We start from the raw sequence: 25,483 nt of genomic DNA, 5'->3' as shown, positions 1-25,483 counted from the left end.
AGCCTTATGCCCTGGTATGCCTGGTTAATTCTACTCGTTGCAATCGGCTCGATCGTAGGCGGCCTGATGATGCTGCGTGACACAGCAAAGAAGCTGCCCCTGACCGAAGATCAACTCAAGCGTGTCCATGAGCGCAATGCAGAAATGGATGCCAAGGAAGCCAAGGACCGCTGAAGCCAACCGAGTGACAGGCCTTGAGCCTGTCACTTCTGTTTTACGGTGTGGTGACTTCCATCGGTGTGGAAAGTACTTTGATGTCCAATGGGTTGAATATCCGAGCCAGCTCACCGTTCTCCCGCAGCCTCTCCAGCAACTCACTGAATTTTGTCACGCCAATATTGCCATTGGGCAACAGCAGCGCATATTGCCGATAGATCTGGTCGACGCGATCAGAGACCAGCAATTGCTCAGCTTCATCCTTGTTGTGCGCCATGAAATCGACCAGATAAGAGCGCGTGACCGGCGCAATGTCCGCCCGCCCCCGCGTGACCATCATCAGGTTGCTGTCGTGGGAATAGGTGGAGGTGATATTGAAATGTTCGTTGAGGTATTTAGGGTCGGTGTTGAAGTTGGCAAAGCCGTAGTGATACCCGCTGAAAATGGCCAATCGTTTGTTTGACAAGTTATTGAAGTAATCCTGATGACGCCCTTCGACGCGCCGAGCCACATACACTTCGGCGTCTTCAAGCCCAAGATCTACCTGTTTATGCGGAATGTCTTTCCAGCCCCAGTCGGGGTTTTCGAATATTGCGATATCAAAGCGGCCTTCGGAGAAGTCCCGGAATCTGCGCTGCACGGACGTCGGCACCATGACAAACTGATAGTCACGTTGTTCAGCATTCAATGCTGCCACCAACTGCGGTAAAAGGCCGGTTTCTTCACCCTTCTCAGGCCGAATCATATAGGGCGGAAAATGCACCGCAGCAATACGAATGATTTGTGCTGCCGAGACCTGCAACGCAATCAGCAGTGACCCGACCAGTAATGCACCCTGTGCAAAATGGCGTATTGACACATTGAGCCCCACTGCAGGTTTCTTCATATAAACGACATCAGTTCAAAACCGCACACGCTATGCGGTTTTGACGCTTTAAACAACTATAAGCTCCGCTGCAAGAGCAGTGTCTGCTCGACGAGTTCATCGGGTGCCAGAAGATGACCAAGGCACCAACGCCGGATTTGGCGGTCGATGTTAGGATTGTTTTACGCAGACACGCCGGTACAGGCCTGCAGATCGTCCTGCCGGGCATGTGAGCCTTGATATGGCTACGCTGAACTCATCGACTACGGATGGAGCTTGATAATGCCGCATTGGCTGGTGATTGACCTGGAGGCCACCACTGAGGAAGGGGGATGGCCGGTCGCTGAAATGGAAGTCATTGAGATAGGCGCGACACTGGTCAATCAGGACGGGCGTGAGCTGGATCATTTCGAGCGCTTTGTGCGTCCGGTCAGACGGCCGCTGCTGACCCACTTCTGTCGGGAGCTGACGCACATAAGCCAGAGCAGTATCGACACCGCAGCACCGCTGACAACCGTCTGGCCGCAATTCGAGCGCTGGTTGAGTCACCACCGGGCCCGAATCGTCGGGTGGGCGAGCTGGGGCGATTACGATCGGCAACAGTTGGAAGAAGAGTGGCGACGACACGATATTGTCAGCGCGCTGTCCAGCATGCCTCATGTCAACCTGAAGCAACGCTTTGCACAAGCGCGCCAATTGCAGAAACCTCCCGGCCTGAACGGCGCATTGCAATTGGCGGGCATGCAATTTGCCGGGCAACAACACCGGGCGCTGGTGGACGCGCGTAACACTGCCAGACTGCTGCCGTTGATTCTGCCTAATTGACTTCGCTACCTTGTGCATCGTCATCGGGACACTTTCGCAGTCACTCGCTGACGCCTGTTTATGAGTGACGAGTTTTCTCGGCTTGGGCATACTGGCCCGCCCTTTTTAACCCTTCCATAAGGAATTGCCCATGTTCAAGGTTAACGAGTACTTCGACGGCACCGTCAAATCAATTGCTTTCAGCCAGACCGAAGGCCAGGCGACCATCGGCGTGATGGCTGCGGGCGAATATGAGTTCGGCACGGCACAGCGTGAAATCATGCACGTGATCTCCGGCGAACTGAGCGTGAAACTTCCAGACAGCACTGACTGGGAAAGCTTTACCACGGGCAGCCAGTTCAACGTGCCTGCAAACAGCAAATTCCAGCTCAAAGTCAGCGTCGACACTGCTTATTTGTGCGAATACCGCTAAAGAGCTCGAGCGGGAGGGGCAATCCTCCCGCCGCTTTCACACAGCATCGCTTCGCTCACGAGGCGCTTTTTACCCCGCCTCCTCCATTCCTGCATTGAACTGCAACGCCGCGAGCCTCGCGTACAGTGGGTTGCTGGCGATCAGTTGCTGATGCGTTCCGACCGCCACCAGGCGCCCCTTGTCCATCACCGCAATGCGATCAGCGTTCTGTACTGTCGCCAACCGATGAGCAATCACTAACGTGGTACGGCCTTTCATCAGGCTTGGCAGTGCCTGCTGAATCAGGTGCTCGCTCTGTGCGTCCAGCGCACTCGTGGCCTCGTCCAGCAACAGGATTGGCGCATCCACCAGCAAGGCCCGGGCAATGGCCAGACGTTGACGCTGGCCACCGGACAGTCCCAGGCCACCGTCGCCCAGATGGGTACGATAGCCGTCGGCCATTTCCATGATGAACTCATGGGCGTGTGCGATGCGCGCCGCCGCCTCTACCTGTTCGATACTCGCGTTGGCGTTACCGTACCGAATGTTGTCTTCGACGCTGCCGTAAAACAGCGCCGGGGTTTGCGAGACAAACGCGAAACACCGGCGCAAGTCGAGCGGATCCAGTTGGCTGACCGGCAGGCCTTCGATCAGTATCCGCCCCTGCTGAGGGTCATAGAAACGCAACAGCAAATCGAACAGCGTCGACTTCCCTGCGCCGGACGGACCGACCAGGGCCAGCGTTTCTCCTGCTTCAACAGAGAGCGTCAGGCTATCGAGCGCATTGCGCTCCGGTCTGGAAGGATAGGCAAAGCTGACGTTTTCCAGCGCAAGCCTGCCGCTCACCCGCTCCGGTAATTGTTGGAGCCCTGTAACCGGGGCCCTGATTTCACTGCGAGCCTGCAGCAGTTCGCCAATACGTTCGGCGGCACCCGCCGCACGCTGAAGCTCACCGATGACTTCGCTCAGGGTACCGAACGCCGTCCCGACGATGAGGGCGTAGAACACGAACGCTGCCAATTCACCGCTGGTGATGCGCCCGTTGATCACATCCGTTCCACCCACCCAGAGCATCACGGCTACGGCGCCCAGCACCAGAACGATAACCAGCGTGATCAACCAGGAACGCTGGAGAATGCGCTTGCGCGCAGTGTCGAAGGCCTGTTCGGCGGTATTGGAGAAGCGTTGCTTGTCCTGTTTTTGATGGTTGTAGGCCTGAACGGTCTTGATCTGTCCGAGCGCCTCGGCGACGTAACTGCCAACGTCCGCCACGCGGTCCTGACTCTGACGGGAGAGGCTGCGCACGCGCCGGCCGAACATCAGAATCGGCGCAAGGATCAGTGGCAAGGCAACCACCACAATACTGGTGAGTTTGGGGTTGGTGATGAACAGCAGAATGATCCCGCCGATGACCATCAACGCATTGCGCAGGAACATGGAAAGCGAGGAGCCGATCACTGATTGCAGCAAAGTGGTGTCTGCCGTCAATCGCGACTGAATTTCAGAGCTGCGGTTGTTCTCATAAAAGCCCGGGTGCAGCTCGATCAAGTGATCGAAGACCCTTTTGCGCAGGTCCGCAACAACCCGTTCACCCATCCAGGAAACGAGATAAAACCGGGCGAACGTACCGATTGCCAGGCCGACCGTCAGCAGCATGAACAGGCCGATGGAGCGCTCGAGCAGTTGCGTCGAACGGGTCATGAAGCCCTGATCGACCATCAATTTGATGCCCTGCCCCATGGACAAGGTGATGCCCGCCGTGACGATCAGCGCGAGCAATGCGCCCAACGCCTGCCAGCGATAAGGAGCGATAAAACCTGCCGCCAGACGAATGGCCTGGCGTTGACGATGAGAAACCACTGAAATCATTAAGACCGAACCTGCCTGTGTGCCCGCGATGATTGTGCCGACAGCCTACACCCTCACAGCCGCACAAGCGGTGACACAGGACTCGCTGTGCCAGGAACTTGCGCGGCGCTTTGCGGGTCAGGATTATATCGACTCCACCTTGCCGCTATAAAAGATCGATCCAAGCAAAAGGTGGCAGATTTATATCATTTCTGTTGGAGTCGAGCTTCGCTTGGACGCCAGGTATCTGTCACCGGGCAGTCATCAAGCAAAGTTAACGTGATCGCTGAAACCTGATGAATGGAGAACACCATGAGCCTGCAAGAGAGCAGCAACGAAGTCACCGTCGTACGTGCGACACCCAACCTGCCTGTCGGTGGTGCGATTCTCGACCAGACGGGGCGTGAGGTGGTGATCACCGAAGAGATGGTTCAAGCCGCCTGCCAGGAATGCGAGAAGCTCTGGGTCACCCCTGAAAAACAAGATTGAGCTTGATCAAACACCTTGAAACCCGACCTTGGCGTCGGGTTTTTTATGCATTCAGATTCGCTCAGACCCGCACAGCGCCCAATGCGCTGATAATCCGCGTCAACACTTCAGACTCACCGTCCAACCGGACCCGGAGCCCTTCGATCTCCCGACGGGGCGGGTAATGCTTGCGCAACGCGTCGAAGGCCAGCCGCTGACTGGCTGTATCGCCCACCAGGCTGCGGCGAAAATCAGCATCATCGCGGCGTGGGTCATAGACGCCACGGCACAGCATGTTCAACGCCCAGAGCGGATCGGTATGTTGATCCAGGCTGACCTGCGCGAGCCACGGGCGCGGCAACAGATCGTCAAGGCTGATCAACGCTGGCTGGCCGAGGAAAGCACACAGCGCCTGATAAATCTGCGCGGTGCCTCGCTGCCTGCCATCAAGGCTGTAACCGGCGATGTGCGGAGTACCAATGATGCACAACTCAGCCAACGGCACATTGACTTGCGGCTCGCCTTCCCAGACATCAAGCACTGCCTGGATATCTTCGCGGTCCAGCAGCACGCCGAGCAATGCGGTGTTATCGACCACTGCGCCACGGCTCGCGTTGATCAGCCAGGCACCCTGTTTCAAATGGCGCAGACGCGCTTCGTCGAGCAAATGCCAGGTCGCCAGTTCTCCCGTCCGGGTCAACGGCGTGTGCAAGCTGATCACGTCACAACGCGCGATGATCTCGTCCAGGCTGACGAAGTCACCACGCTCCGCAGCCTGGCGTGGCGGGTCACAGGTGAGGACATTCCAGCCCAGCGCCTTGAGCACCTTGACCAGCCGCCCGCCGACCTGCCCTGCACCAACCACCCCGTAGGTTCGCTGCCTGAGATCCACGCCTTCGATTTCTGCCAGCGTGAGCAGGCTGCCCAACACATAATCCACCACGCCACGGGCGTTGCAACCCGGTGCGCTGGACCACTGGATACCGGCTTCCAGAAAATACGCCAGGTCCAGGTGATCAGTACCTATGGTGCAGGTCCCGACGAACCGGACCCGGCTGCCGTCGAGTATCTCGCGGGTCACCGATGTCACGGAACGCACCAGCAAAATATCGGCATCCGCCACGGCTGCGCGATCAATGGAGCGGCCAGGCATACGATGGATTTCACCCATGCCTGCAAAAAAGGCATCGAGCAGGGGAATATTTTCGTCGGCGACAATGCGCATGAAAAACTCTCTGAGAGCGGGCGTTGGCCCGTTCACAAGGGAACGGGCACGGGTGACGGCAACAGACTTTGCGTGAATCAGTCCAGCTTCTTGCGAATCCAGTAGAGGAACGTGCCTTCCTGAGCCTGCTGCTCAACCAGCTCATGGCCCAGAAACACACAAAACTTGGGGATGTCACGACGGGTCGACGGGTCGGTTGCAATCACTTTCAACAGCCCACCGGCGGGCAGGTCACGTACTTTCTGATGCAGCATCATCACCGGCTCAGGGCAGTTCAGCCCGCTGGCATCGAGGATGCCGTCAACCGCGACGTTTTCAATGGATTCAGACATGGGGCCTCCAGAAACAGGTCATCATTGTTGCTCAATTCCTTCAAGCAGACCAAATGTCGTGACACGCTGCGATGTACGGCACGACGCCAGGCATTGCCCGAACTTCAGCCCTTGCGCGGCGCGGCGGTCTTTTTCACATCCAGCCTGCGCAGGTGACAGGTCACTTCCTCGCGATCGTGGTAAAGCTGCTTGCAGCCAATCGATACCCTGACGCCACGCGCCTGGAAGCCTTCTTCGATCCGGTCGAGCAACCGCCGCACTTCAGCGTAGCGCTGTTTCATGGGCAGCTTGAGGTTGACTACGGCTTCGCGACACAGGCCTTCGCCCAGCCAGGTTTCCAGCAGGGCCGCATTACGAGCAGGCTTCTCGACGATGTCGCAGACCATCCAGTCCACCGGCTGCCGCGGCTTGTAGGTGAACCCGTCCGCCATCAAGTGCTGTACCAGGCCGGTGTCCATCAGGCTTTCGGCCATCGGACCATTGTCGATGGCCGTGACCAGCATGCCGCGACGCACCAGTTGGTAAGTCCAGCCACCCGGCGCAGCGCCAAGATCCACGCCGGTCATGTCGCCGGACAGACGCTCGTCCCATTGATCTCTGGGGATGAAGTGGTGCCAGGCCTCTTCCAGCTTCAAGGTCGAACGACTCGGCGCTTCGCGGGGGAATTTCAAACGGGGTATGCCCATGGGCCACATGGCCGAATTGCCCGCATCTGCGATACCAAGAAACACTTCACGACCGCTTTTGAAGGTCAACAGCAAGCGGGGCTTGCGTGGATCGTCGACCAGCTTGCCAGCCTGAACCAGCGCCTTGCGCAGCGGGACTTCGAATTTCTTGCAGAAATTCGACAGCTCTTTGCCGTCGTTGGTGTCGACGACTTCCAGCCACAGGCTGCCGCACGTCGCAAACGCTGACAATTGCGCAAGAATCACACTGATCCTGTCGGTTTCCGGCAGATCAAGAAACACGCCGCGCGCCCATTGCCGGGGAAAGATCAACTGGTCGAAGCGCTGGCCATTCATCAAGCGCTCGGCGCCATCGGGCTCGGTGCAGATGAATTCCGCGCAGGCGGTGTTGGGCCGGGCCTTGGCGTAACCGGCGACATCGAGACGCGCTGCGTGATCGGCTATTTCCGAGCAGACCTCGCTTTCGAAACCGGGCCGACAGTGCATAAACAGCGTATTCATGGGGACTCCTGGGCAACGGGCACTCGGGCGTAACCCCGCAGACTTGAAAGCCGCGCATGATAGCGGAATCAGGAACCACTGGCGCGACCGGACAGTCCACTAACCGTGAGGCCTCACGCGGCCCCCTCGACCTGATGCATGGGGGGCTTGCGAAAAGAGGCTGACAGATCATTTTACAAGGAGTCGTTCATGCCCTCCCTCGATAGCCTGAAAAGCCTGAAAACACTCGAGATTGATAGCAAGACCTACCACTATTTCAGCTTGCCGGAAGCGGCCCGATCGCTCGGCGACCTGAACAAGCTGCCCATGTCGCTCAAGGTATTGCTGGAAAACCTGCTGCGCTGGGAAGACAACAAGACCGTCACAGGCAATGACCTCAAGGCCATCGCCGACTGGCTGACGGAGCGCCGCTCGGACCGGGAGATTCAATACCGTCCTGCTCGGGTGCTGATGCAGGACTTCACCGGCGTACCCGCCGTGGTCGACCTCGCCGCAATGCGCGCCGCCGTGGCCAAGGCGGGTGGTGATCCGCAGCGCATCAACCCGCTGTCGCCAGTGGACCTGGTAATCGACCACTCGGTGATGGTCGACAAGTTCGGTGATTCCGAAGCCTTCGGTGAAAACGTCGAGATAGAAATGCAGCGCAACGGCGAGCGCTATGCGTTCCTGCGCTGGGGCCAAAGCGCTTTTGACAACTTCAGCGTGGTGCCGCCCGGCACCGGTATCTGCCACCAGGTGAATCTGGAATATCTCGGCAGAACTGTCTGGACCAAAGAAGAAGATGGCCGCACTTACGCATTCCCCGACACTCTCGTCGGCACTGACTCGCACACCACCATGATCAATGGGCTGGGTGTCCTGGGTTGGGGTGTGGGCGGCATCGAAGCAGAAGCGGCGATGCTCGGCCAACCCGTTTCGATGCTGATCCCGGAAGTGATCGGCTTCAAGCTGACCGGCAAGCTCAGAGAAGGCATTACCGCAACCGACCTGGTTTTGACTGTCACACAGATGCTGCGCAAGAAAGGCGTGGTCGGCAAGTTCGTCGAGTTCTACGGCGATGGTCTGGCTGACCTGCCGCTGGCTGACCGTGCCACGATTGCCAACATGGCGCCGGAGTACGGCGCGACCTGCGGCTTCTTCCCGGTCGATGAAGTCACACTGGATTATCTGCGGTTGTCCGGCCGCCCCGATGAAACCGTAAAACTGGTCGAGGCTTACAGCAAGGCGCAAGGCTTGTGGCGTCTGGCCGGTCAAGAGCCTGTGTTCACCGACAGCCTCGAACTGGACATGGGCACAGTAGAGGCCAGCCTGGCCGGGCCCAAGCGCCCGCAGGACCGTGTGGCCCTGCCAAACGTCGCCCAGGCGTTCAGCGACTTCCTCGGTTTGCAGGTCAAACCGGCCAAGGTCGATGAAGGTCGTCTGGAAAGCGAAGGCGGCGGCGGTGTCGCAGTCGGCAACGAGGCGCAGATCGGCGGCGAAGTCGATTACGAACACGAAGGCCAGACCCATCGCCTGAAAGACGGCGCGGTGGTGATCGCAGCGATTACCTCGTGCACCAACACCTCCAACCCCAGCGTCATGATGGCGGCCGGACTGGTGGCCAAAAAAGCGGTCGAGAAAGGCCTCAAGCGCAAACCATGGGTGAAAAGCTCACTTGCCCCTGGCTCCAAGGTGGTCACGGACTATTACAAGGCAGCGGGCTTGACCCAATACCTTGATGCGCTGGGTTTTGATCTGGTGGGCTATGGCTGCACCACGTGCATCGGCAACTCCGGCCCGCTGCTGGAGCCTATCGAGAAGGCCATCCAGCAGTCGGATCTGACCGTGGCATCAGTACTGTCCGGCAACCGCAACTTCGAAGGCCGCGTGCACCCGCTGGTCAAGACCAACTGGCTGGCATCGCCGCCGCTGGTCGTGGCTTACGCGTTGGCCGGGTCGGTGCGCATCGACATCAGCAGCGAATCGCTGGGTCAAGGCACAGACGGCCAGCCGGTCTACCTTCGCGACATCTGGCCGAGCCAGAAGGAGATCGCCGAAGCTGTGGAAAGCGTCAACACCAGCATGTTCCACAAGGAATACGCCGAAGTCTTTGCCGGTGACGAACAATGGCAGGCTATCGAGGTGCCGCAGGCAGCCACGTATGTCTGGCAGGAAGACTCTACCTACATCCAGCACCCGCCATTCTTCGAAGACATCGGCGGCCCGCTGCCTGTGATCGAAGATGTGGACGGCGCACGTGTGCTCGCGATTCTGGGCGACTCGGTGACCACCGACCACATCTCCCCCGCCGGTAATATCAAGGCGGACAGCCCGGCCGGTCGCTATCTGGCCGAGAAAGGCGTCGAGTACAAGGACTTCAACTCGTATGGCTCACGGCGCGGCAATCATGAAGTGATGATGCGTGGCACCTTCGCCAATATCCGGATTCGCAACGAAATGCTCGGTGGCGAAGAAGGCGGCAATACCGTGCACGTGCCGTCAGGCGAGAAACTGGCGATCTATGACGCGGCCATGCGCTATCAGGCCGAAGGGACGCCGCTGGTGATCATTGCCGGCCAGGAATACGGCACCGGTTCAAGCCGCGACTGGGCGGCCAAAGGCACCAATCTGCTGGGCGTCAAAGCGGTCATCGCGGAGAGCTTCGAACGTATCCATCGCTCCAACCTCGTCGGCATGGGCGTGCTGCCTTTACAGTTCAAGGGCGAGCAGAACCGCAAGACGTTAAAACTGACCGGCAAGGAGACGCTGAAAATCACTGGGCTGACCCACGCGGACGTGCAGCCGGGCATGAGCCTGACCTTGCACATCACTCGCGAAGACGGCAGCAAGGAGACGGTCGACGTGCTGTGCCGCATTGATACCCTCAACGAAGTCGAGTACTTCAAGGCCGGGGGCATTCTGCACTACGTGCTGCGCCAACTGATCGCGTCCTGACCTGGTGCATCGTCGAGCCTGAACCAGAAAACGGCCAGGCTCGCCGATGCTCGACCCTCCCACTCCCCTTTAATCCGGTTACTCAGCTGCCAACTTCGCGGCGCTGTAAAAACGGACCCGGCAGTCACTGCCGAGACCTGACCGGGACGGAACACTCAATTTATCGACACTTCGGCCGATACCCTGCGTACGCCTTATCGATCGAAGGACCGAAACCCCATGCGCAACAACCAGCCCATCACTCAACGTGAGCGGACTTTTCCTGCTGAACAACGGCTGATTTCTACCACCGACACGCGCGGCACGATCACTTACTGCAATGACGCCTTCGAGCAGATCAGTGGGTACAGCCAGGCAGAACTGGTCGGTGCTGCACACAACACCGTGCGCCATCCTGACGTACCGCCTGCGGTTTTCGAGCATATGTGGACCACCCTCAAAAACGGGCAACCGTGGATGGGCATCGTCAAGAACCGCTGCAAGAACGGCGACCATTATTGGGTCAACGCCTACGTGACACCGATGCTCGAGAACCGCCAGGTCGTGGGTTTCGAATCGGTACGCATCAAACCGAGCACCGAACAGATACGCCGCGCAGAAGCACTTTACTCACGCCTGAATCAAGGCAAGAGTGCAGTTCCGGGACGCGACAAATGGCTGCCACTGCTGCAGGACTGGCTGCCATTCATACTCGTCAGTCAGCTGAGTTTCATGATCGGAGTATGGCTCGACTCGCAATGGGGCTTCGCCCTGGCCGCCGCCCTTGCCGTGCCATTGGGCCTGCTTGGCCTGTCATGGCAGCAGCGGGGTACCAAGCGCTTGCTGCGCATGGCCGAACAGACCACCTCCGACCCGCTGATCGCTCAGATGTACACCGATAGTCGGGGACCACAGGCACGTCTGGAGATGTCGATCCTTAGCCAGGAAGCACGTCTGAAAACCTGCCTGACTCGTCTGCAAGACACTGCCGAGCACCTGAACAGTCAGGCACACCAGTCGAATACCCTGGCCAACGCCAGTTCGACCGGCCTGGAGCGCCAGCGCGTTGAAACCGAGCAAGTGGCCGCAGCCATCAATCAGATGGCCGCTACCACGCAGGAAGTCGCCAGCCACGTCAATCGCGCGGCCGAGGCCACTCAGCAGGCCAATGAGCTGACGCGTCGCGGCCGCGATATTGCCGGTGAAACCCGCGAAGCCATTCAACGCCTGTCCACCTCGGTGGGCGAAACCGGTCTGACTGTCACGCAACTGGCCAAGGACAGCGATGAAATCGGTGGCGTGGTCGATGTGATCAAAGGCATCGCCGATCAGACCAATCTGCTGGCCCTCAACGCCGCCATTGAAGCTGCCCGCGCCGGTGAAATGGGTCGTGGCTTTGCGGTGGTGGCCGATGAGGTCCGCCAGCTGGCGCAGCGCACAGCCGAGTCCACCGGGCAGATCCACGGCCTGATCGCCAAGCTGCAGCAGACCGCCAACGACGCGGTGCAGACCATGAACACAGGCCGTCGCCAGGCCGAAGAAGGTGTCGAGCGCGTACTGGAAGCCGATCAGGCGCTGGTGGGCATCAGCGAAGCGGTGGCGAACATCACCGACATGACCACCCAGATCGCGACGGCTACCGAAGAGCAGAGCTCAGTGGCTGAGGAGATCAATCGCAATATCGCGACCATCGCCAGCCTGGCTGACAAGACGTCCGATGAAGCCCACCGCTCTGCGGTGCTCAGCGCAGAACTGACCGACACGGCCCATTCGCAGTACTCACTGGTCGAGCGTTTTAATCGATAACGCCTTGGTCGAACAATAGCCTCCGCTCAACTTCAGTTGTCGGGGGTTTTTTATTACCCCACTTTAAAGAGCATTGCTTCTCGAATGATGAAGACTTACATAACCTACAAGTTGGTCCCAGTGCCAGGTAGGAAGTTTCTTTAAGTTTAGTACCTGCAGTGAAACTGCATTTCAAAGCATTGACAGGCCAAGCGTTCTCCGATTAGTTGAATTACTCAGGCTACCAGCAGCAGACATCATCGCCGCGGCCTGAAACTTAATAACAACAACACAACGCAGAGCGCCAACCAGTGGAAGCCTGCCAATTGGAGAACACCATGAACACTTTCAATCAGCACTTTGAATTTGCCGCACCACGTGTACCGGTGGCCAGCCCTGTTGATGGAATGATGCCTGTCGACAGTCTGGATCGACCGATCATCGTCGAGATTGTGCTGTGGTCGGGGGCGCAAAAAGGTTATTACCTGGAGCTTGTGCTCGACAGCGTGATCGCAGGCGAATCACGAATCCTGACAGAAACAGACATCCCTGGAGACATTATTAAACTTGCACTGGATGAACGTTATTTGAAGGATGCTGGCCGCTACACATTGGGCTTTCAAGTCACTAATCCGATTAACGAGGTCCAGGAAAACTCACCGCTGATCCCCCTCATCATCGACCGCACAGCCCCAGGCTCCACACTGCTCGCTGCGATCATCTTTCCGCACTTCAACTACGGAGAGGTGCTGAGCGGCGTAATCCCGGGCTACGCGGACATGCAGGTCGGTGACAGCATCCAGACGCTGTGCAACGGGGTTGCAGGCCCGGTGCATATTGTCGTTGCCGAGGACCTGACCGAGCGACCTCCGCACATCAGCTTCACCCGCGAGTTTCTGCAGGGACTGGACAGCGAAAACGTCACCTTTACCTATCAGGTCAGCGACCGCGCAGGCAATGCGTCAGTCATGGCGCAACGGGTAGAAATGTCGATGCAGCGCTGAACTCGAAAATTCCTATTCATTCGGATACACGACAGCGAGTTTTTCACGCAGATGCGTGAAAGACTCGAATGAGAGTTTTGAGTGAACAGTCCTACGCAAGAGTGGGACAAAGCTGATGACGAAATTTACCATGAAACTTTAGGAATTACCTGTAGTAAACGTCCTACATACTTCCTTACACCTTGAAACCACCCAATAGTGCCTGGCCCTTTGATTACGGGGATATTCTGATATTCGGAGAATTCCAACAGTCGCCAGACGAAACAAAATTTTACAATAACCGGATAAACACCTGCACAACATGGGTCGATCATTTCGTATTGACCTCGACAACTGTTTGGCTTGTAATATTTCCGCAGCAACAACATGACGCTGCAAATTACCAACACAATTCACTAAAACAAAACATGAGTTGATGATGTCAGAAGAAAACCCCGACACCACTTCAGCGATTAATCCGCCAGAAGAAACACCCACAACAACACGCACTGAAACTGTCATTGCAGAATCCGCGAGTACTTACTTATCGACCTATACACCGCTTGAACCCTCGGACATCTCCGACACGCTGAAGCAGGTTGTACTGCCGAACGTCAGCCCTGACGCAATCAGCCATGAACAGGCCCACGCAGGTGTCTCTGTGCACATCCCAGGCTCGGTCAAACTGTGCCAGGAAGATGTCATCGTTTTCTATTGGGGGAAAAACGTATCGTCCACCACTCTCTTCCACCGCGTTGGTGGCAACAGCATCGTTCGGGTGCTGTGCATCTCCTATAACTTTATCCCGTTCATTCAGTACGGCCTGATCGATCTTTACTACGAGGTCTTTCGCGACGAACGATTGATCGGTACATCTCCCGTGCTGCGGGTGAACGTGAATTACTCCGCACCGGTGACTCCCCGGCAACGGCAACGCAAACGCTCCATCAACGGCCGCTACCCAGGCAGCTGAATGAAAAGCCCCCGGTGATCACTCACCGGGGGCTTTATGGGTTTATCCAGGTCAAACGACTGATAGCCTAGAACGCCAGACGAAGTCCCACGTTCGCCCCCCAAGGCTGCTCGATATGCTTACCCTTCATGAAGTCGAAATCGGCGTGCACCTGCAAGCGTTCGGACAGCGACACCGAAACACCTGCACCCAACTCCGCTCGCGAGCCAAACAGGCCGTTGTCGAATCTCACGTCATTGACCTTTACCTCGTTGCGACGTGAAAACTCCTGAGCGACCGCTACCCGAACATAGGGCTGCACCATGCCTCCATCCTTGAGCGCGATGCTGCGACCTACCGAGGTACCGGCCTTCGCCAGCACTGATCGAGTGCGGTCATTTTTTGCCTGCAGCCCGTTGTCCATTCGGAAATCCTGGCCTTGAACCACTACGCTGGACAATTGAGCGAACGGCTCCAGGAAGTAATCATCGGCCAGCTTGATGTGCCGACCAAATTCCACCCAGCCGCCCACACCGTTGTTGGTGTAATCACCTTTGGCCTTGCTCGCATCACTCATGGCAACGTTCGCCTTGTTGCGAAAGCGGTTCAGCTTGAGCACTCCATCCAGGTAGTAGCCATCCTCGGACAACCAGGTACCGTACGCACCGACGTAATAACTGTCGATTTTGCCCGTGGTGCCACGGCTCAGGTCCAGATCGGATTTGCTGTAGCCACCCAACACGCCGAACAACAACTGTCCGCTACTGACTTCAACCGGCGCATCGGCACCCAACGACAGGCCACTCTGCGTCTGCCGATAATCAACATCAGGAGTGCTGGCATTCAGGCGGTTGCCATAGCCGCGCATCCAGGCCCCACCCTGACCACTGCTGCGCACTTCACCCATGCGCGAACGCAAGGTGGACAACTCACTCAACCAGATGGTCGGTGCAGCGTTGAACAGAGCCAAAGCACTTTGGGTGGAAGGGCTCACGACCTTGCCATCACCAACGATGAACCAGTCGTTACACTGCTGCTCAAGCAGGTAAGAATAAGCCCCCAGGTCCACACGCCCGCCGATCAGGCTGAACTGAGCATCGCCACCTTCGGTGTGCACAACCTTCAGCGGCTGCATGTCCGCAGAGACCACCTCTACACCGGTGTTACGCACTCGCAGCCCAAACTCACCATCAGCCTGCCCGTTCACTTTCAGCAAGTCGCCGACGCCGTTGTCCAGGTCAACGCGCATATCGAACGTTCCTCTGCCCGACAAACCGTTCGTGGACAGCGTGTAAAACCCTTCGCTGTCAAAACCGACATGCCCGCCGTCCATGGCCAGGGATTGAATAGCGCCATCACCCTGCATCTGCCAACCGCCGCCACTGGTGATCGCCAGTGCACTGCCGTTGACGATATCGCCAGTCAGTTGCGCATTGTTTTGCAGCGTCACGTTGAGGATGCTGGTGTCATCGGCAAACAGATTGCCGTTGAGGGCGCTGTCGTCGATGACCAGATTGACCGTGCTTCCAGAGATCCCCTCAACAAGGATTCCGTTACCCGATATTAACGTCGAGTGGTTCTGCACGCGGATGTCTGCGATATGATCAATACCGTCGCGTCCTTCTACACGAATGGCAGAGCCTTTAGTCGACTCGACAGTGGAGTTATCCAGAGTGAGACGGCCATGGTTGGGTGCTGCTCCACCAGGGAAATGCTGGTGAGTGAACCAGATACCATGATCAAAGCCTTTTATATAACTACCCAAAGTGACATTGGCCCGAGCACCAAAAATACCTAATCCCCATGCGGGTTCTTCCCAACTTGCGGAGGTCTGAGTGTCGACGTTAGTGTTTTTGAGCAAAATCGACGCTGTACTGACTACGCTTATTCCTCTACCGGCACCTTCAACTTTACTCCCATCCAGAATAGCGTACGAGTGATCTTGCACCACAAGTGTTGGCCCTCTTTGCGATCGGAGCGTCGAATCCTTGACCGTAGTCACGGTTTCTCCACCTGAAAGAAATGGGCCGTCGACCACAGTATTACCCTTCAGGTTGACTATCTTGGCCATTGAATAGATACCTGATAACGAAGCCCCGTCTGCGTAAAGCGCCGCACCGCCCGAAAGAATGAAGCTATCGACCGGACTGGAAGCGTCAAGATATTTCACCTCATCCTTGATCATCTCCCTCAATCCAGCGTTCGCCATAATGGACGTTGACACAGCACACACAAAGACACTCACTCCTGCCTTGGACAAAGCACGCCCCACGCTACGCTCACTCACAATAAGAAACTCCTTCAATCAAAAGAGTCACTATTCTCAAATCAATAACACCTAAAAAAACGCAAAAAACAAAACAAAAAAGTAGTCCGCTTCCTAAACAACCGTGAAACTTTTCTTACGGTCATAAGATTAAATATTTTTGCCGCGCGGCATAATTTTTTTTGCCAAAAAAAACCTTACACCCCCTATTGACAGCGCCCCAATTTTTCTATTAGTTGATTTTCAGACAAGCATTCAACTGCTTGTCCAACATCCATAACCTTTCAAATATCACCCGATTTTTCATGCAGCGCCCATCGCCTGCCATAAAACTTACCGTATAGGAATTCAAACATGGACAGCAATCGCCACCTTTACACTCGCAGCATAAAACTCGACCCTAGCCTCCAAAAACCCGCTGTTTCGGTCGCTGATGAATTAGATGGCCTTATCAAGACAGGCGATCTGGAAAGTGACGTAACCGTAGAGCTTCCGGTATGGAAAGGTGCCAAATTCAATGATTTTTACCAGTTACGACTGAACGGGCGTTACATAGGGGAGCGGTTGCGGCTTAATCCCTTACTGCCGGAGGGCACCGTTCTACAGATGACCATCCCGGTAGATGAAGAGTTGACCACGGATGGAAGTTACAATCTTGACTATGTGGTCACTGGCTTTCCAAGCGGCACTGATCTTTCATCTAATATTACAATAATCCAGGTTGACCGAACGCCTGCTGGAGCGCATCAACTGGGCTTCATGGATTTCCCTGACGAAGCCAAAGACGGCCTGACCGCAGATGAACTGAGTAACATGGGAGACACCCTAATCGGTAGTATTTACGGTTATTCAGGTTTGGAGCAATGGGACACCATTAATACGTACTGGGGTGATGTGCCGGGTCCAGAATGGGTATTGAATGGCTCAGAGGATGAAAACAAGGCTATTAACATCCCTTTTACGAAAACATTTTTGAAAAGTCTGCCAAGCCCAGCAGGCGCCACTTATTACACAGTCACAGACCGCGCGGGCAATGTGTCTGCGCCGTCGAAAAAATTTACTATCCCGCTATTTCTGACTGATGTAACCCCCGATTTACCGGCCCCTGTAATCGACAGTTATGATGGCATGATTGATCATGCAGACGCGCTGGCCAGCGTCGAAGTAAAGATCCCGAAGTCGGATGTTGTTGAGGAAGGGGATGAGATCCTGTTGCACTGGGGGACGCAAAGTCTTGGGCCAGCGCCTATCCAGACCGGGGATATAGACGAGCCTTTCATTCTGATTTTTGACGTCCAGTATTCGACAATTGAACTGGCTCAGAATGGTATTCGACAAGTCAAATATGAGGTCCTAAGAAGCGGACAGATCGTGGGAACGTCATTGATGCTGGACGTCAACGTCAATATCGAACTTCCTGTCCCTGGCGTTTTGGACAAACCCACCATCAAAGGCGCAAGCAGCACTCCTGGCAACGAAGACAACGTCATTGATGAAAATGACTTCGAACTAGATGCCACTGTGCTGATCAACTGGAACACGAGTTTCAGACCTTCTCAACTGATCACTGTTTATTGGGGAGGCCAACCAGTACTTGAACAGCCATACATGATTACAAACAGCGACGCTGCTGCAGGCCGCCCATTACTTTTGAAAGCACTCAACGAAAAATTTAAAGCCGTGGGCACAGGCAACGATATCAGGGTTTATTACACCGTTACATTAGCCGACAACCCAAATACTTCAATCTCGTTGGATCAGGGCATTATCGTACGTTCGAAAGACGAACTTCCTGGCGGTCCAGACGGCCCGGACGCACCACAATTTACATCATTGGCAGCCAACAATGTCATCACACGGGAAAACAGTGAACATGGCTCGCCCGTCTTCATAAAACCCTATGCCAATATAAAGCCAGGCCATGTCATTGTCTTCACGTATGAAGCCTATGACGAACTGGTGGACGGAACCAAGAAATCCGAATGGGTTCATACGTCGCGCACATTCACAGAGGCTGAGGTGGAGAGCGGCTACACCCTGCTTGTACCACGTACCATCCTTAATCAACATTGCTATGGACATACCGAAGCAAGTTTCCAGATCAGAAGCGATTCAGGCCAAGGGAATTCCAAACGCACCAATGCCTATGTTGACATGCGCCTGGGCGGTATTTGCGGCATTTAAATAAAGGTGGGGCTTGCCCCACCCTCCAATTAAACAAGGATGAATAATGAATACGCCACGCTTGCAAGAAAAACTTATGCCCCCTCTGGTGCTCAGCTATAACCCACAGGGTCTCGGATACATTGATGTAACTGATCCGTCGAAACCTATCGAAGTGCTTATCGGACCTATCAGTTTGAAACCCAGGGATCGCATTGATCTTTTTTGGGGGGCGAATGATGAGGTGATCGACTCCTATACTCACTCTCCGGATGCGCCAAATACCAACGGGATATTTTCTCTTTACGTGGATACGCGCTGGATCAAAACAGGCATTGTGGATGTAAGATATACGCTCACGCCTTTTCCATCCGATATCCAAGAGCATTCGCCCGTCAAGAAGGTCACCGTCAAGTTGTCCATTCCGGGCGGTTTTGATCCTGATCCGGCTACGCCGTACGAAAATGAAAAGCTTAAGATTCCTGTCGTTTTGCCATTGGGTATCATTACTGCCCCAGAAGACGTCTCAGTCACTGTTCAACCGTACGAAAACATGACCGAGGGCGATGTTCTTTCGGTGTATTGGCAAGGCATCGAGATCATGTGTCCGGCACTGACAGCCGACCAGGTAAGCAAACCAGTGGTCGTGAACATCGATAAGAAAATCGTTATCGAAGCCGGCGATTCCGAAAACATCATCGTTCGCTACGAAATCCGGGATGTCGTCAATAATTGGTCTCGGTTTTCTCTTCCAGCTTTTGTAGAGGTTGAAGCTGGCAACTCAAGCCTACCCGCCCCTATCGCCCCACAAGCGCCAGACATGAAGCTTGATCTGGACAAACTAGCGGGCGGCGACGTACAGGCGTTGGTCCTCTCCAATGCAAATATCGCCATCGGCGATACCCTCAATTTCATTGTGGAGCGCAACACGGCAGAAGGCATACCGCTGGAATCATACACGGTATCAAAACAGGTACAGATCGCAGGCAGTTTCGTGGAGTTTTTGATTCCGAACGATCAATTCCAGCCGGTTGCACAAGGGCGTGCCACATTCAAATACACGGTGGTCAAGGACTCTGGCGAGCTGCTGCGCTCCAAAAGCCTGCCCTTGGCTGTTCTCGGACAGATCCAGCTTCTTGAGCTGCCCCGCGTTCCAACGGCCATAAACGGGTTATTGGACCCTTCGCTGCACAATGTAATCGCAGAAGTCCCCCCATACTACTTCATGGCAGACGGCAATGACGTCAGTTTGGTCTGGATGGGCAAAGCCGTTACCGGAGATACCGTCCTGCATGAAGAAGTGAAAAATCTCAATAATGACGATGTTGGCAAAACACTCAGCTTTTTGATTCCTGACGACAAGGTCAGTGCGCTCGCAGGTGGCTCGCTGGAGGTGTACTACACGATAAAAACTTTCACCAAAGGGTTCTTTAAATCTCCTGCCCTGCAATTGCTTGTGGACATCGGGACCAGTGTGCCACTTTCGGCGCCTCTCGTTGACAAGGTCAGTCCAGAAGGCGTTCTCGATCCTTCAGACGTGGTTCTCGAAGCAACTGCTCGCGTTTTGCCATATCAGGGCATGGCCGAGGGTGACAAGGTAGTCATTCATTGGGATGGTAGCGCATCGGGCGGAACCTATAGCACCTTCACCACAATCAATAGCGGCACGGTCAATCGTGAAGTTGTCTTTCGCGTTCCCAAAAGCTACGTGGCCGCCAATGTCAATGGCGCAGTTGAGGTTTGGTATGAAATTCAGCGCCAAGACAGAACCGCGTTATCAGCGAAGCTGCTGATCAGTGTTCGGGAAGCTACGGTCACCCCACTCCCAACCCCCAAAATCAAGGAAGCCAACGGCAGCACGCTGGATCCGGCCGACGCACTGCAGGGTGCGACGGTGGTAGTGGGTGCGAGCGCCAATCTGAAGGCTGGCGATCGGGTCACGTTGCAGTGGCGTGGGCCGCTGGGCAGCGATACCAAAGAGAAGTCCATTACCGAAGCCGAGGCAGGCGCGGCGCTGGAGGTGGTTTTTGCGGCCGCGCTGGTAATGGCCAATGCCGGGCAGAGTGTAAGTGTGCTGTACACCATCAATCGCGCGAACGGTACGGTACAGACCTCCGCAACCTTGAATCTGCAGATTGTTGCTGGCCTGAGCGAATTGCCTGCGCCGCGCATGGATACCGTCGGTGCCGACGGCGTGGTGGTGCCATCGCTGATCCCGGCTTCCGGCGCGACAGTTCGCGTCACTTACCCGGCAATGGGCGCACAGGATTCTGTGGTGGTCAGTTGGCAGGGCGCATCGAGTTATCACACAGCGCCGCAAGCCGGCAATGGACGTGAGTTGCTGTTCACCGTGCCCAAGGCATTGATCGTGGCGACTGCGGGTGGTTCGGCGACTGCGAACTACACGGTGACCCGCGCAGGCGTGGCAAAAACGTCCGCCCCGCTGTGGTTGAAGGTCAAACAGGAGTTGGTGTTCGACACCTCACCTGCGAAGCTGACCGGCAAGGTCTACCTGATCCCGAGCACACCCGATCTCCTGCCAAACCTGCCAGCCGGCACATCGGTCCGACGCCAGGCCACGGGCGGACAAGCACCTTACCGTTACGCATCGAGCAATCCGCTGGTTGCCAAAGTAGACGGCAATGGTCTGACCACCGTACGAGGCAACGGCTCATCGTTGATTACTGTCACCGATGCTCTGGGGACCAGCCAGAGCTACACAGTGACTGTCACCGGCGTGATCCATTGCCTTGCGCTGGGCAGCGGCAGTTTTTCGCAGATGACCAGCGCAGCGTCCGGCAAAAGCGCGAGAATCCCGTCCATCCATGAACTACAGGAAATCTATGCGGCATACGGCAGTCGCTGGCCGCTTGGCAATGGTAACTACTGGTCCTCGACGGTCGCCTCGCAGAACCTGCTGGGCTGGAAGTGGTACTTCGTGAAAAACCTGGTCACAGGCAAAGACTTCAAATTGCTCCATCACAATGCCAGTCTTGGCGTCGCCATTCGCTAAGCCATGGCTGAGCAATCAGGCAAGACAACTCCGGGCGTTACGCGACACGCGTAGCGCCTTCTCCTTCATGTATGCGTGCAAGACGTACAGCCCTCCGGTTTTGAGAGCCCCAACATGCGCCCGACCCAATCCCCTGCCAAGCGCTTTACTCGCCATCCTTCCTGTGAAGGCAGTTTCGAAGCCCGTGTCAACCAAAAGCCATTTGTCATGACGTCGTTGCTGGGAGGGCTGGCGGAGCGTCCCGAATTGTCTCAAGTGTCTGATCACTGGGTATGGAAAGTGATCGCGGACGGCAAGGTGGGTAACGCGCGCACCAGCTTCGGCCTGTTCTTTGATCATGACCTGCGGCTTGGCACACACAACCTCATCGGCCATGACCGAATCAGGGTGATCTTCAACGAGACGCGTGCCAAACAGAGTGTCATCTATCACTCCGGGCATTTTCAGACCGGTGTTCTGACACTGATAGAAGCCAATCCAAGAACCTTGCGTTTGCGGGGTGAGTTCAGTTTTGGCATGTCGGCGATGGCGTTCGACGTGACGGACGGTGTCTTTGACGTGCAGGGCAGATAACTCGAGCCCTACCCTGCGGCAAGGCTGCGACGCTCTCGCGCTCAGGCGTTCAGGCGTTCAGAAAGTCGGCAATCCTGATCGCGGAGCGAGACAGGCACTGATCATGAGTCACGCCGGACACCTTCAGAGGTTTGAGGTCATGGTTGGCCGTCGGTAACCAGTGGACCTGAATTGCGTCAGACAACGCATACCCTTCCACTGCCTCGCGGTTGCCCAGCGCATCACGCTCACCCTGCACGATCAAGCTGCGGATGCGCAGTTCTGCCAGATGCGCCACGCGCGGCTTCTCCGGTTTGCCCACGGCATAAAACGGGTAGCCCAGGCACACCAGTGCATCAACCTCAAGCTCATCGGCGAGCAGACTCGCCATCCTGCCACCCATTGATTTGCCGCCTATCGCCAGGCGCCCTTCAACAATAGGACGCAGTTGCGCGTATACCTGACGCCAGCAGTCGAGCAGGCGTTCCTGTTTGTCCGGCGGCCGCTTGCTGCCACCCTCGCGTCGTTGCGCCATATATGGAAACTCGAAACGCAGCGTACTCACGCCTTGTGCCGCAAGATGTGCAGCCATGTCATTCATGAACTCACTGTCCATTGGCGCACCTGCGCCGTGGGCCAACACCAGGGTCAACGGCGAATGTCCGGACTGCGGGTTGGCGGCCACCCATAACCAGCCATTGTCCTGCGCCAGCAGTGCGCATTGCTCAATTGCCCTGGCGGAGTGTTGCTCCTGATTCATGTGTACCTCACGCGGGATCAGTTGCCCAAAACACCGCACTATAAACCTGTGCGCAAAGGCTGTGCACGATGGACTGCCATTAGCAAGCCCGTTCACGCGACGCCGGACAGCCACTGTTCAGTTATCAGCTGTCAGCATGAGAAGGTGCTGAAGGCGTCGCAGTGTGTCGACACCCTGAGCCGTGTACGTTGCGACGTCAGCCGCGCAGCGCTCTACAGACCAGTCCTGTAAATCGCCAAGGTCATTTCCTGCTCAGGCCAACGTGTTGGGCTATGACACGGTAAGGGTTTGGCAAGTTGCCTGTGCAGCCTTCCAGGAGTCCTGATCAACTCAATCATCGGAAGGTAATCGGTGTCACGTTTCAGCCCGGTAGCACGGTTGAAATCCGCACCCTGCAATGGGGTGTGGAATCCTCCTGCATGCCTTGGGGCACCTTCAAGACTCTTGCGACTTCCATCACTGTTCTTTCGAGGCTAAGCTTGCGGCCAGCAGGATAGCTGCTGCGGATCACCGTCCGTTCGAAGAGACGTTCCGTGACTTCACCCTCGTCACCCCAAGCTTACCTCTGACCTGCCCTGCCTCTCGACCAGCATCAAGGTTGCCTTGCGAAGTGACGCTGCTCCGCGGTCAGCCACGAGGGCCGGAAGACTGCCGACAAGCCGATTGGCTGCAGAGGTACCGATTGTCCGGTACGCCTTTTTAGAGCACTACCCTGCCAAACATCCGAATCGTGGAAATCAGTCATGAACACAGTAACCAGTCCGACGGCCTACAACTACACCGTAGTCCGCCAGTTCGCCGTCATGACTGTAGTCTGGGGCATCATTGGCATGAGCCTCGGGGTGTTCATTGCCGCACAACTGGTCTGGCCTGAACTGAATTTCGATCTGGAATGGACCACCTTTGGACGCCTGCGCCCGCTGCACACCAACCTGGTGATTTTCGCATTCGGCGGCTGCGCGCTGTTCGGCACCTCCTACTACGTGGTGCAGCGAACCTGTCAGACACGCTTGATCTCCGACGGGATGGCCGCGTTCACATTCTGGGGCTGGCAAGCGGTGATCGTCAGCGCAATCATTTCCTTGCCGATGGGCTATACCACGACCAAGGAATATGCCGAGCTCGAATGGCCGATCGCGATTCTGCTGGCCATCGTCTGGATAGCCTACGGAGCGGTTTTCTTCGGCACCATCGTGCAGCGCAAGACCCGGCACATTTATGTCGCCAACTGGTTCTACGGGGCGTTTATTGTGGTAACCGGCATGCTGCATGTGGTCAACCACATTGCCCTGCCGGTCAGCCTGTTCAAGTCCTATTCGGTGTACGCCGGGGCAACCGACGCCATGATTCAGTGGTGGTACGGGCACAACGCCGTAGGCTTTTTCCTGACCACGGGCTTTCTCGGGATGATGTACTACTTCGTGCCCAAGCAGGCAGAGCGTCCGATCTATTCGTATCGCCTGTCCATCGTGCATTTCTGGGCGCTGATCACGCTGTACATCTGGGCCGGGCCTCACCACCTGCATTACACGGCCTTGCCGGACTGGGCTCAGTCGCTGGGCATGGTCATGTCGATCATCCTGCTCGTACCCAGTTGGGGCGGCATGATCAACGGCATGATGACGCTGTCCGGTGCCTGGCATAAATTGCGCACCGATCCGATCCTGCGTTTTCTGGTGGTGTCGCTGGCGTTCTACGGCATGTCGACATTCGAAGGCCCGATGATGGCGATCAAGACGGTCAACTCCCTGTCTCATTACACCGACTGGGTCATTGGTCACGTGCACGCCGGTGCACTGGGCTGGGTCGCCATGATCACCATCGGCTCGACGTACCACATGCTGCCCAGGGTGTTCGGTCGCCAACAGATGCACAGCACCAGCCTGATCAATGCGCACTTCTGGCTGGCGACTGTCGGCACCGTGCTGTACATCTGCTCAATGTGGGTCAACGGCATGACTCAGGGCCTGATGTGGCGTGCCGTCGACGTTAACGGTCTGCTGACTTACTCCTTCATTCAGACCATGCAGGCCAGCCACCTGGGCTACATCGTGCGGTTGATCGGCGGCGTGATCTTCACCAGCGGTATGCTGCTGATGGCTTATAACGTGGTGCGAACCATCCGCGCCGCAGATCCGAAAGAGGCCCAGGCCGCCGCGGTGATCGCTGTATCGGGGGCCTCGCGATGAAACATGAGCGGCTGGAAAAGAATATCGGCCTGTTGGCATTCTTCATGGTTATCGCCGTGAGCATCGGTGGCTTGACGCAGATCGTGCCGCTGTTCTTTCAGGACGTGACCAACCAGCCCATCGAAGGCATGAAGCCGCGTACCGCGCTCGAAGTCGAAGGCCGTGACGTCTACATCGCCAATGGTTGTGTGGGCTGTCACTCGCAAATGATCCGACCGTTTCGCGCCGAAACCGAGCGCTACGGTCATTACTCCGTCGCTGGCGAAAGCGCGTGGGACCACCCTTTTCTGTGGGGTTCAAAGCGCACCGGTCCAGACCTGGCACGTATCGGCGGGCGGTACTCGGATGACTGGCATCGCGCACACCTGTACAACCCGCGTGATCTGGTCCCGACCTCGAAGATGCCGGCCTATCCGTTCCTGCTGGAAAAGAAACTCGACGGCAAGGACACCGCGAAAAAAATGGAAGTGCTGCGCACGCTCGGTACGCCGTACACCGACGCCGACATCGCCGGTGCCGCCGCTGCGGTGCAGGGCAAAACTGAAATGGACGCGCTGATTGCCTATCTGCAAGGCCTCGGCACCCTCATCAAAAGCAAGCGGTGAAGAAG

At 56.4% G+C, this 25,483-nt stretch carries 20 protein-coding genes; 13 read left to right on the top strand and 7 right to left on the bottom strand.

All coding sequences use genetic code 11. The features are described from left to right. Positions 1 to 6: 6 nt before the first annotated feature. On the top strand, positions 7 to 174 hold the full coding sequence (locus tag KDX37_RS05505) for a DUF2897 family protein (RefSeq protein WP_231651675.1): 168 nt from the start codon (positions 7 to 9) through the stop codon (positions 172 to 174). Positions 175 to 214: 40 nt separating this feature from the next. Here the strand turns inward: KDX37_RS05505 and KDX37_RS05500 are convergent, their stop codons facing one another. After that, positions 215 to 1,042, bottom strand: a complete 828-nt coding sequence (locus tag KDX37_RS05500; protein ID WP_231651674.1) for a substrate-binding periplasmic protein — start codon at positions 1,040 to 1,042, stop codon at positions 215 to 217. A 261-nt stretch (positions 1,043 to 1,303) separates the two neighbouring features. On the opposite strand from KDX37_RS05500, the gene KDX37_RS05495 reads away from it, so the two are divergent. Both KDX37_RS05495 and ppnP read left to right on the top strand, forming a co-directional pair. Further along, on the top strand, positions 1,304 to 1,846 hold the full coding sequence (locus KDX37_RS05495) for an exonuclease domain-containing protein (RefSeq protein WP_231651673.1): 543 nt from the start codon (positions 1,304 to 1,306) through the stop codon (positions 1,844 to 1,846). Between the two features lie 130 nt (positions 1,847 to 1,976). Then, entirely contained in the window at positions 1,977 to 2,258 is a 282-nt protein-coding gene (gene ppnP / locus KDX37_RS05490; protein ID WP_231651672.1) for a pyrimidine/purine nucleoside phosphorylase, read from the top strand. A 69-nt stretch (positions 2,259 to 2,327) separates the two neighbouring features. Here ppnP and KDX37_RS05485 read toward each other — a convergent pair whose 3' ends face one another. Further along, on the bottom strand, positions 2,328 to 4,106 hold the full coding sequence (locus tag KDX37_RS05485) for an ABC transporter transmembrane domain-containing protein (protein ID WP_231651671.1): 1,779 nt from the start codon (positions 4,104 to 4,106) through the stop codon (positions 2,328 to 2,330). Positions 4,107 to 4,397: 291 nt separating this feature from the next. Here KDX37_RS05485 and KDX37_RS05480 point away from each other — a divergent pair, with 291 nt between their 5' ends. After that, positions 4,398 to 4,574, top strand: a complete 177-nt coding sequence (locus KDX37_RS05480; protein ID WP_231651670.1) for a PA1571 family protein — start codon at positions 4,398 to 4,400, stop codon at positions 4,572 to 4,574. Positions 4,575 to 4,635: 61 nt separating this feature from the next. Here KDX37_RS05480 and pdxB read toward each other — a convergent pair whose 3' ends face one another. The 3 genes from pdxB to rlmM all read right to left on the bottom strand — a co-directional run bounded on the left by pdxB (position 4,636) and on the right by rlmM (position 7,297). Then, on the bottom strand, positions 4,636 to 5,778 hold the full coding sequence (gene pdxB, locus KDX37_RS05475) for a 4-phosphoerythronate dehydrogenase PdxB (protein WP_231651669.1): 1,143 nt from the start codon (positions 5,776 to 5,778) through the stop codon (positions 4,636 to 4,638). A gap of 77 nt (positions 5,779 to 5,855) precedes the next feature. Beyond that, positions 5,856 to 6,110: a sulfurtransferase TusA gene (gene tusA / locus KDX37_RS05470; RefSeq protein WP_231651668.1), complete on the bottom strand. Its 255-nt coding sequence runs from the start codon at positions 6,108 to 6,110 to the stop codon at positions 5,856 to 5,858. A 104-nt stretch (positions 6,111 to 6,214) separates the two neighbouring features. Beyond that, positions 6,215 to 7,297: a 23S rRNA (cytidine(2498)-2'-O)-methyltransferase RlmM gene (gene rlmM, locus KDX37_RS05465; RefSeq protein WP_231651667.1), complete on the bottom strand. Its 1,083-nt coding sequence runs from the start codon at positions 7,295 to 7,297 to the stop codon at positions 6,215 to 6,217. Between the two features lie 189 nt (positions 7,298 to 7,486). Between rlmM and acnA the strand changes: the two genes are divergently transcribed. The 4 genes from acnA (at position 7,487) to KDX37_RS05445 (ending at position 13,951) form a co-directional block, all read left to right on the top strand. Continuing rightward, positions 7,487 to 10,231, top strand: a complete 2,745-nt coding sequence (gene acnA, locus KDX37_RS05460; protein WP_231651666.1) for an aconitate hydratase AcnA — start codon at positions 7,487 to 7,489, stop codon at positions 10,229 to 10,231. A 219-nt stretch (positions 10,232 to 10,450) separates the two neighbouring features. Beyond that, positions 10,451 to 12,016: a methyl-accepting chemotaxis protein gene (locus tag KDX37_RS05455; protein ID WP_231651665.1), complete on the top strand. Its 1,566-nt coding sequence runs from the start codon at positions 10,451 to 10,453 to the stop codon at positions 12,014 to 12,016. 317 nt (positions 12,017 to 12,333) lie between these two features. After that, positions 12,334 to 12,999 (top strand): hypothetical protein, encoded by a 666-nt coding sequence (locus KDX37_RS05450; protein WP_231651664.1) that lies wholly within the window; start codon positions 12,334 to 12,336, stop codon positions 12,997 to 12,999. Between the two features lie 418 nt (positions 13,000 to 13,417). Next, positions 13,418 to 13,951, top strand: a complete 534-nt coding sequence (locus KDX37_RS05445) for a hypothetical protein (RefSeq protein ID WP_406641321.1) — start codon at positions 13,418 to 13,420, stop codon at positions 13,949 to 13,951. 67 nt (positions 13,952 to 14,018) lie between these two features. Here the strand turns inward: KDX37_RS05445 and KDX37_RS05440 are convergent, their stop codons facing one another. Further along, on the bottom strand, positions 14,019 to 16,115 hold the full coding sequence (locus KDX37_RS05440; protein ID WP_231651663.1) for an autotransporter outer membrane beta-barrel domain-containing protein: 2,097 nt from the start codon (positions 16,113 to 16,115) through the stop codon (positions 14,019 to 14,021). 435 nt (positions 16,116 to 16,550) lie between these two features. On the opposite strand from KDX37_RS05440, the gene KDX37_RS05435 reads away from it, so the two are divergent. The 3 genes from KDX37_RS05435 (at position 16,551) to KDX37_RS05425 (ending at position 21,945) form a co-directional block, all read left to right on the top strand. Continuing rightward, on the top strand, positions 16,551 to 18,380 hold the full coding sequence (locus KDX37_RS05435; protein WP_231651662.1) for a hypothetical protein: 1,830 nt from the start codon (positions 16,551 to 16,553) through the stop codon (positions 18,378 to 18,380). A gap of 46 nt (positions 18,381 to 18,426) precedes the next feature. Continuing rightward, complete coding sequence (locus KDX37_RS05430; RefSeq protein ID WP_231651661.1) at positions 18,427 to 21,372, top strand: hypothetical protein; 2,946 nt, start codon at positions 18,427 to 18,429, stop codon at positions 21,370 to 21,372. A gap of 114 nt (positions 21,373 to 21,486) precedes the next feature. Then, positions 21,487 to 21,945, top strand: a complete 459-nt coding sequence (locus tag KDX37_RS05425; RefSeq protein ID WP_231651660.1) for a hypothetical protein — start codon at positions 21,487 to 21,489, stop codon at positions 21,943 to 21,945. A gap of 49 nt (positions 21,946 to 21,994) precedes the next feature. Here KDX37_RS05425 and KDX37_RS05420 read toward each other — a convergent pair whose 3' ends face one another. After that, positions 21,995 to 22,684 carry an alpha/beta family hydrolase gene (locus KDX37_RS05420; RefSeq protein ID WP_231651659.1) on the bottom strand — a complete coding sequence of 230 codons (690 nt, stop codon included), beginning with the start codon at positions 22,682 to 22,684 and terminating at the stop codon, positions 21,995 to 21,997. A gap of 743 nt (positions 22,685 to 23,427) precedes the next feature. Between KDX37_RS05420 and ccoN the strand changes: the two genes are divergently transcribed. Next, positions 23,428 to 24,873: a cytochrome-c oxidase, cbb3-type subunit I gene (gene ccoN / locus KDX37_RS05415; protein ID WP_231651658.1), complete on the top strand. Its 1,446-nt coding sequence runs from the start codon at positions 23,428 to 23,430 to the stop codon at positions 24,871 to 24,873. Then, positions 24,870 to 25,478: a cytochrome-c oxidase, cbb3-type subunit II gene (gene ccoO, locus KDX37_RS05410; protein WP_231651657.1), complete on the top strand. Its 609-nt coding sequence runs from the start codon at positions 24,870 to 24,872 to the stop codon at positions 25,476 to 25,478. The genes ccoN and ccoO overlap by 4 nt, the downstream gene beginning before the upstream one ends. Positions 25,479 to 25,483 lie beyond the last annotated feature (5 nt).

This window comes from Pseudomonas californiensis (genome assembly GCF_021147775.1).
GTDB lineage: Bacteria > Pseudomonadota > Gammaproteobacteria > Pseudomonadales > Pseudomonadaceae > Aquipseudomonas > Aquipseudomonas californiensis.
Note: the sequence above shows the minus strand (reverse complement) of the source record. Positions and strands in the feature narration are given on the sequence as shown.

What these genes read in the sequence shown, in the direction of transcription:
- KDX37_RS05505 (WP_231651675.1), top strand. Translation starts at nt 7, where the DNA reads ATGCCCTGGTATGCCTGGTTAATTCTACTCGTTGCAATCGGCTCGATC.
- KDX37_RS05500 (WP_231651674.1), bottom strand. Translation starts at nt 1,042, where the DNA reads ATGAAGAAACCTGCAGTGGGGCTCAATGTGTCAATACGCCATTTTGCA.
- KDX37_RS05495 (WP_231651673.1), top strand. Translation starts at nt 1,304, where the DNA reads ATGCCGCATTGGCTGGTGATTGACCTGGAGGCCACCACTGAGGAAGGG.
- ppnP (WP_231651672.1), top strand. Translation starts at nt 1,977, where the DNA reads ATGTTCAAGGTTAACGAGTACTTCGACGGCACCGTCAAATCAATTGCT.
- KDX37_RS05485 (WP_231651671.1), bottom strand. Translation starts at nt 4,106, where the DNA reads ATGATTTCAGTGGTTTCTCATCGTCAACGCCAGGCCATTCGTCTGGCG.
- KDX37_RS05480 (WP_231651670.1), top strand. Translation starts at nt 4,398, where the DNA reads ATGAGCCTGCAAGAGAGCAGCAACGAAGTCACCGTCGTACGTGCGACA.
- pdxB (WP_231651669.1), bottom strand. Translation starts at nt 5,778, where the DNA reads ATGCGCATTGTCGCCGACGAAAATATTCCCCTGCTCGATGCCTTTTTT.
- tusA (WP_231651668.1), bottom strand. Translation starts at nt 6,110, where the DNA reads ATGTCTGAATCCATTGAAAACGTCGCGGTTGACGGCATCCTCGATGCC.
- rlmM (WP_231651667.1), bottom strand. Translation starts at nt 7,297, where the DNA reads ATGAATACGCTGTTTATGCACTGTCGGCCCGGTTTCGAAAGCGAGGTC.
- acnA (WP_231651666.1), top strand. Translation starts at nt 7,487, where the DNA reads ATGCCCTCCCTCGATAGCCTGAAAAGCCTGAAAACACTCGAGATTGAT.
- KDX37_RS05455 (WP_231651665.1), top strand. Translation starts at nt 10,451, where the DNA reads ATGCGCAACAACCAGCCCATCACTCAACGTGAGCGGACTTTTCCTGCT.
- KDX37_RS05450 (WP_231651664.1), top strand. Translation starts at nt 12,334, where the DNA reads ATGAACACTTTCAATCAGCACTTTGAATTTGCCGCACCACGTGTACCG.
- KDX37_RS05445 (WP_406641321.1), top strand. Translation starts at nt 13,418, where the DNA reads ATGTCAGAAGAAAACCCCGACACCACTTCAGCGATTAATCCGCCAGAA.
- KDX37_RS05440 (WP_231651663.1), bottom strand. Translation starts at nt 16,115, where the DNA reads ATGATCAAGGATGAGGTGAAATATCTTGACGCTTCCAGTCCGGTCGAT.
- KDX37_RS05435 (WP_231651662.1), top strand. Translation starts at nt 16,551, where the DNA reads ATGGACAGCAATCGCCACCTTTACACTCGCAGCATAAAACTCGACCCT.
- KDX37_RS05430 (WP_231651661.1), top strand. Translation starts at nt 18,427, where the DNA reads ATGAATACGCCACGCTTGCAAGAAAAACTTATGCCCCCTCTGGTGCTC.
- KDX37_RS05425 (WP_231651660.1), top strand. Translation starts at nt 21,487, where the DNA reads ATGCGCCCGACCCAATCCCCTGCCAAGCGCTTTACTCGCCATCCTTCC.
- KDX37_RS05420 (WP_231651659.1), bottom strand. Translation starts at nt 22,684, where the DNA reads ATGAATCAGGAGCAACACTCCGCCAGGGCAATTGAGCAATGCGCACTG.
- ccoN (WP_231651658.1), top strand. Translation starts at nt 23,428, where the DNA reads ATGAACACAGTAACCAGTCCGACGGCCTACAACTACACCGTAGTCCGC.
- ccoO (WP_231651657.1), top strand. Translation starts at nt 24,870, where the DNA reads ATGAAACATGAGCGGCTGGAAAAGAATATCGGCCTGTTGGCATTCTTC.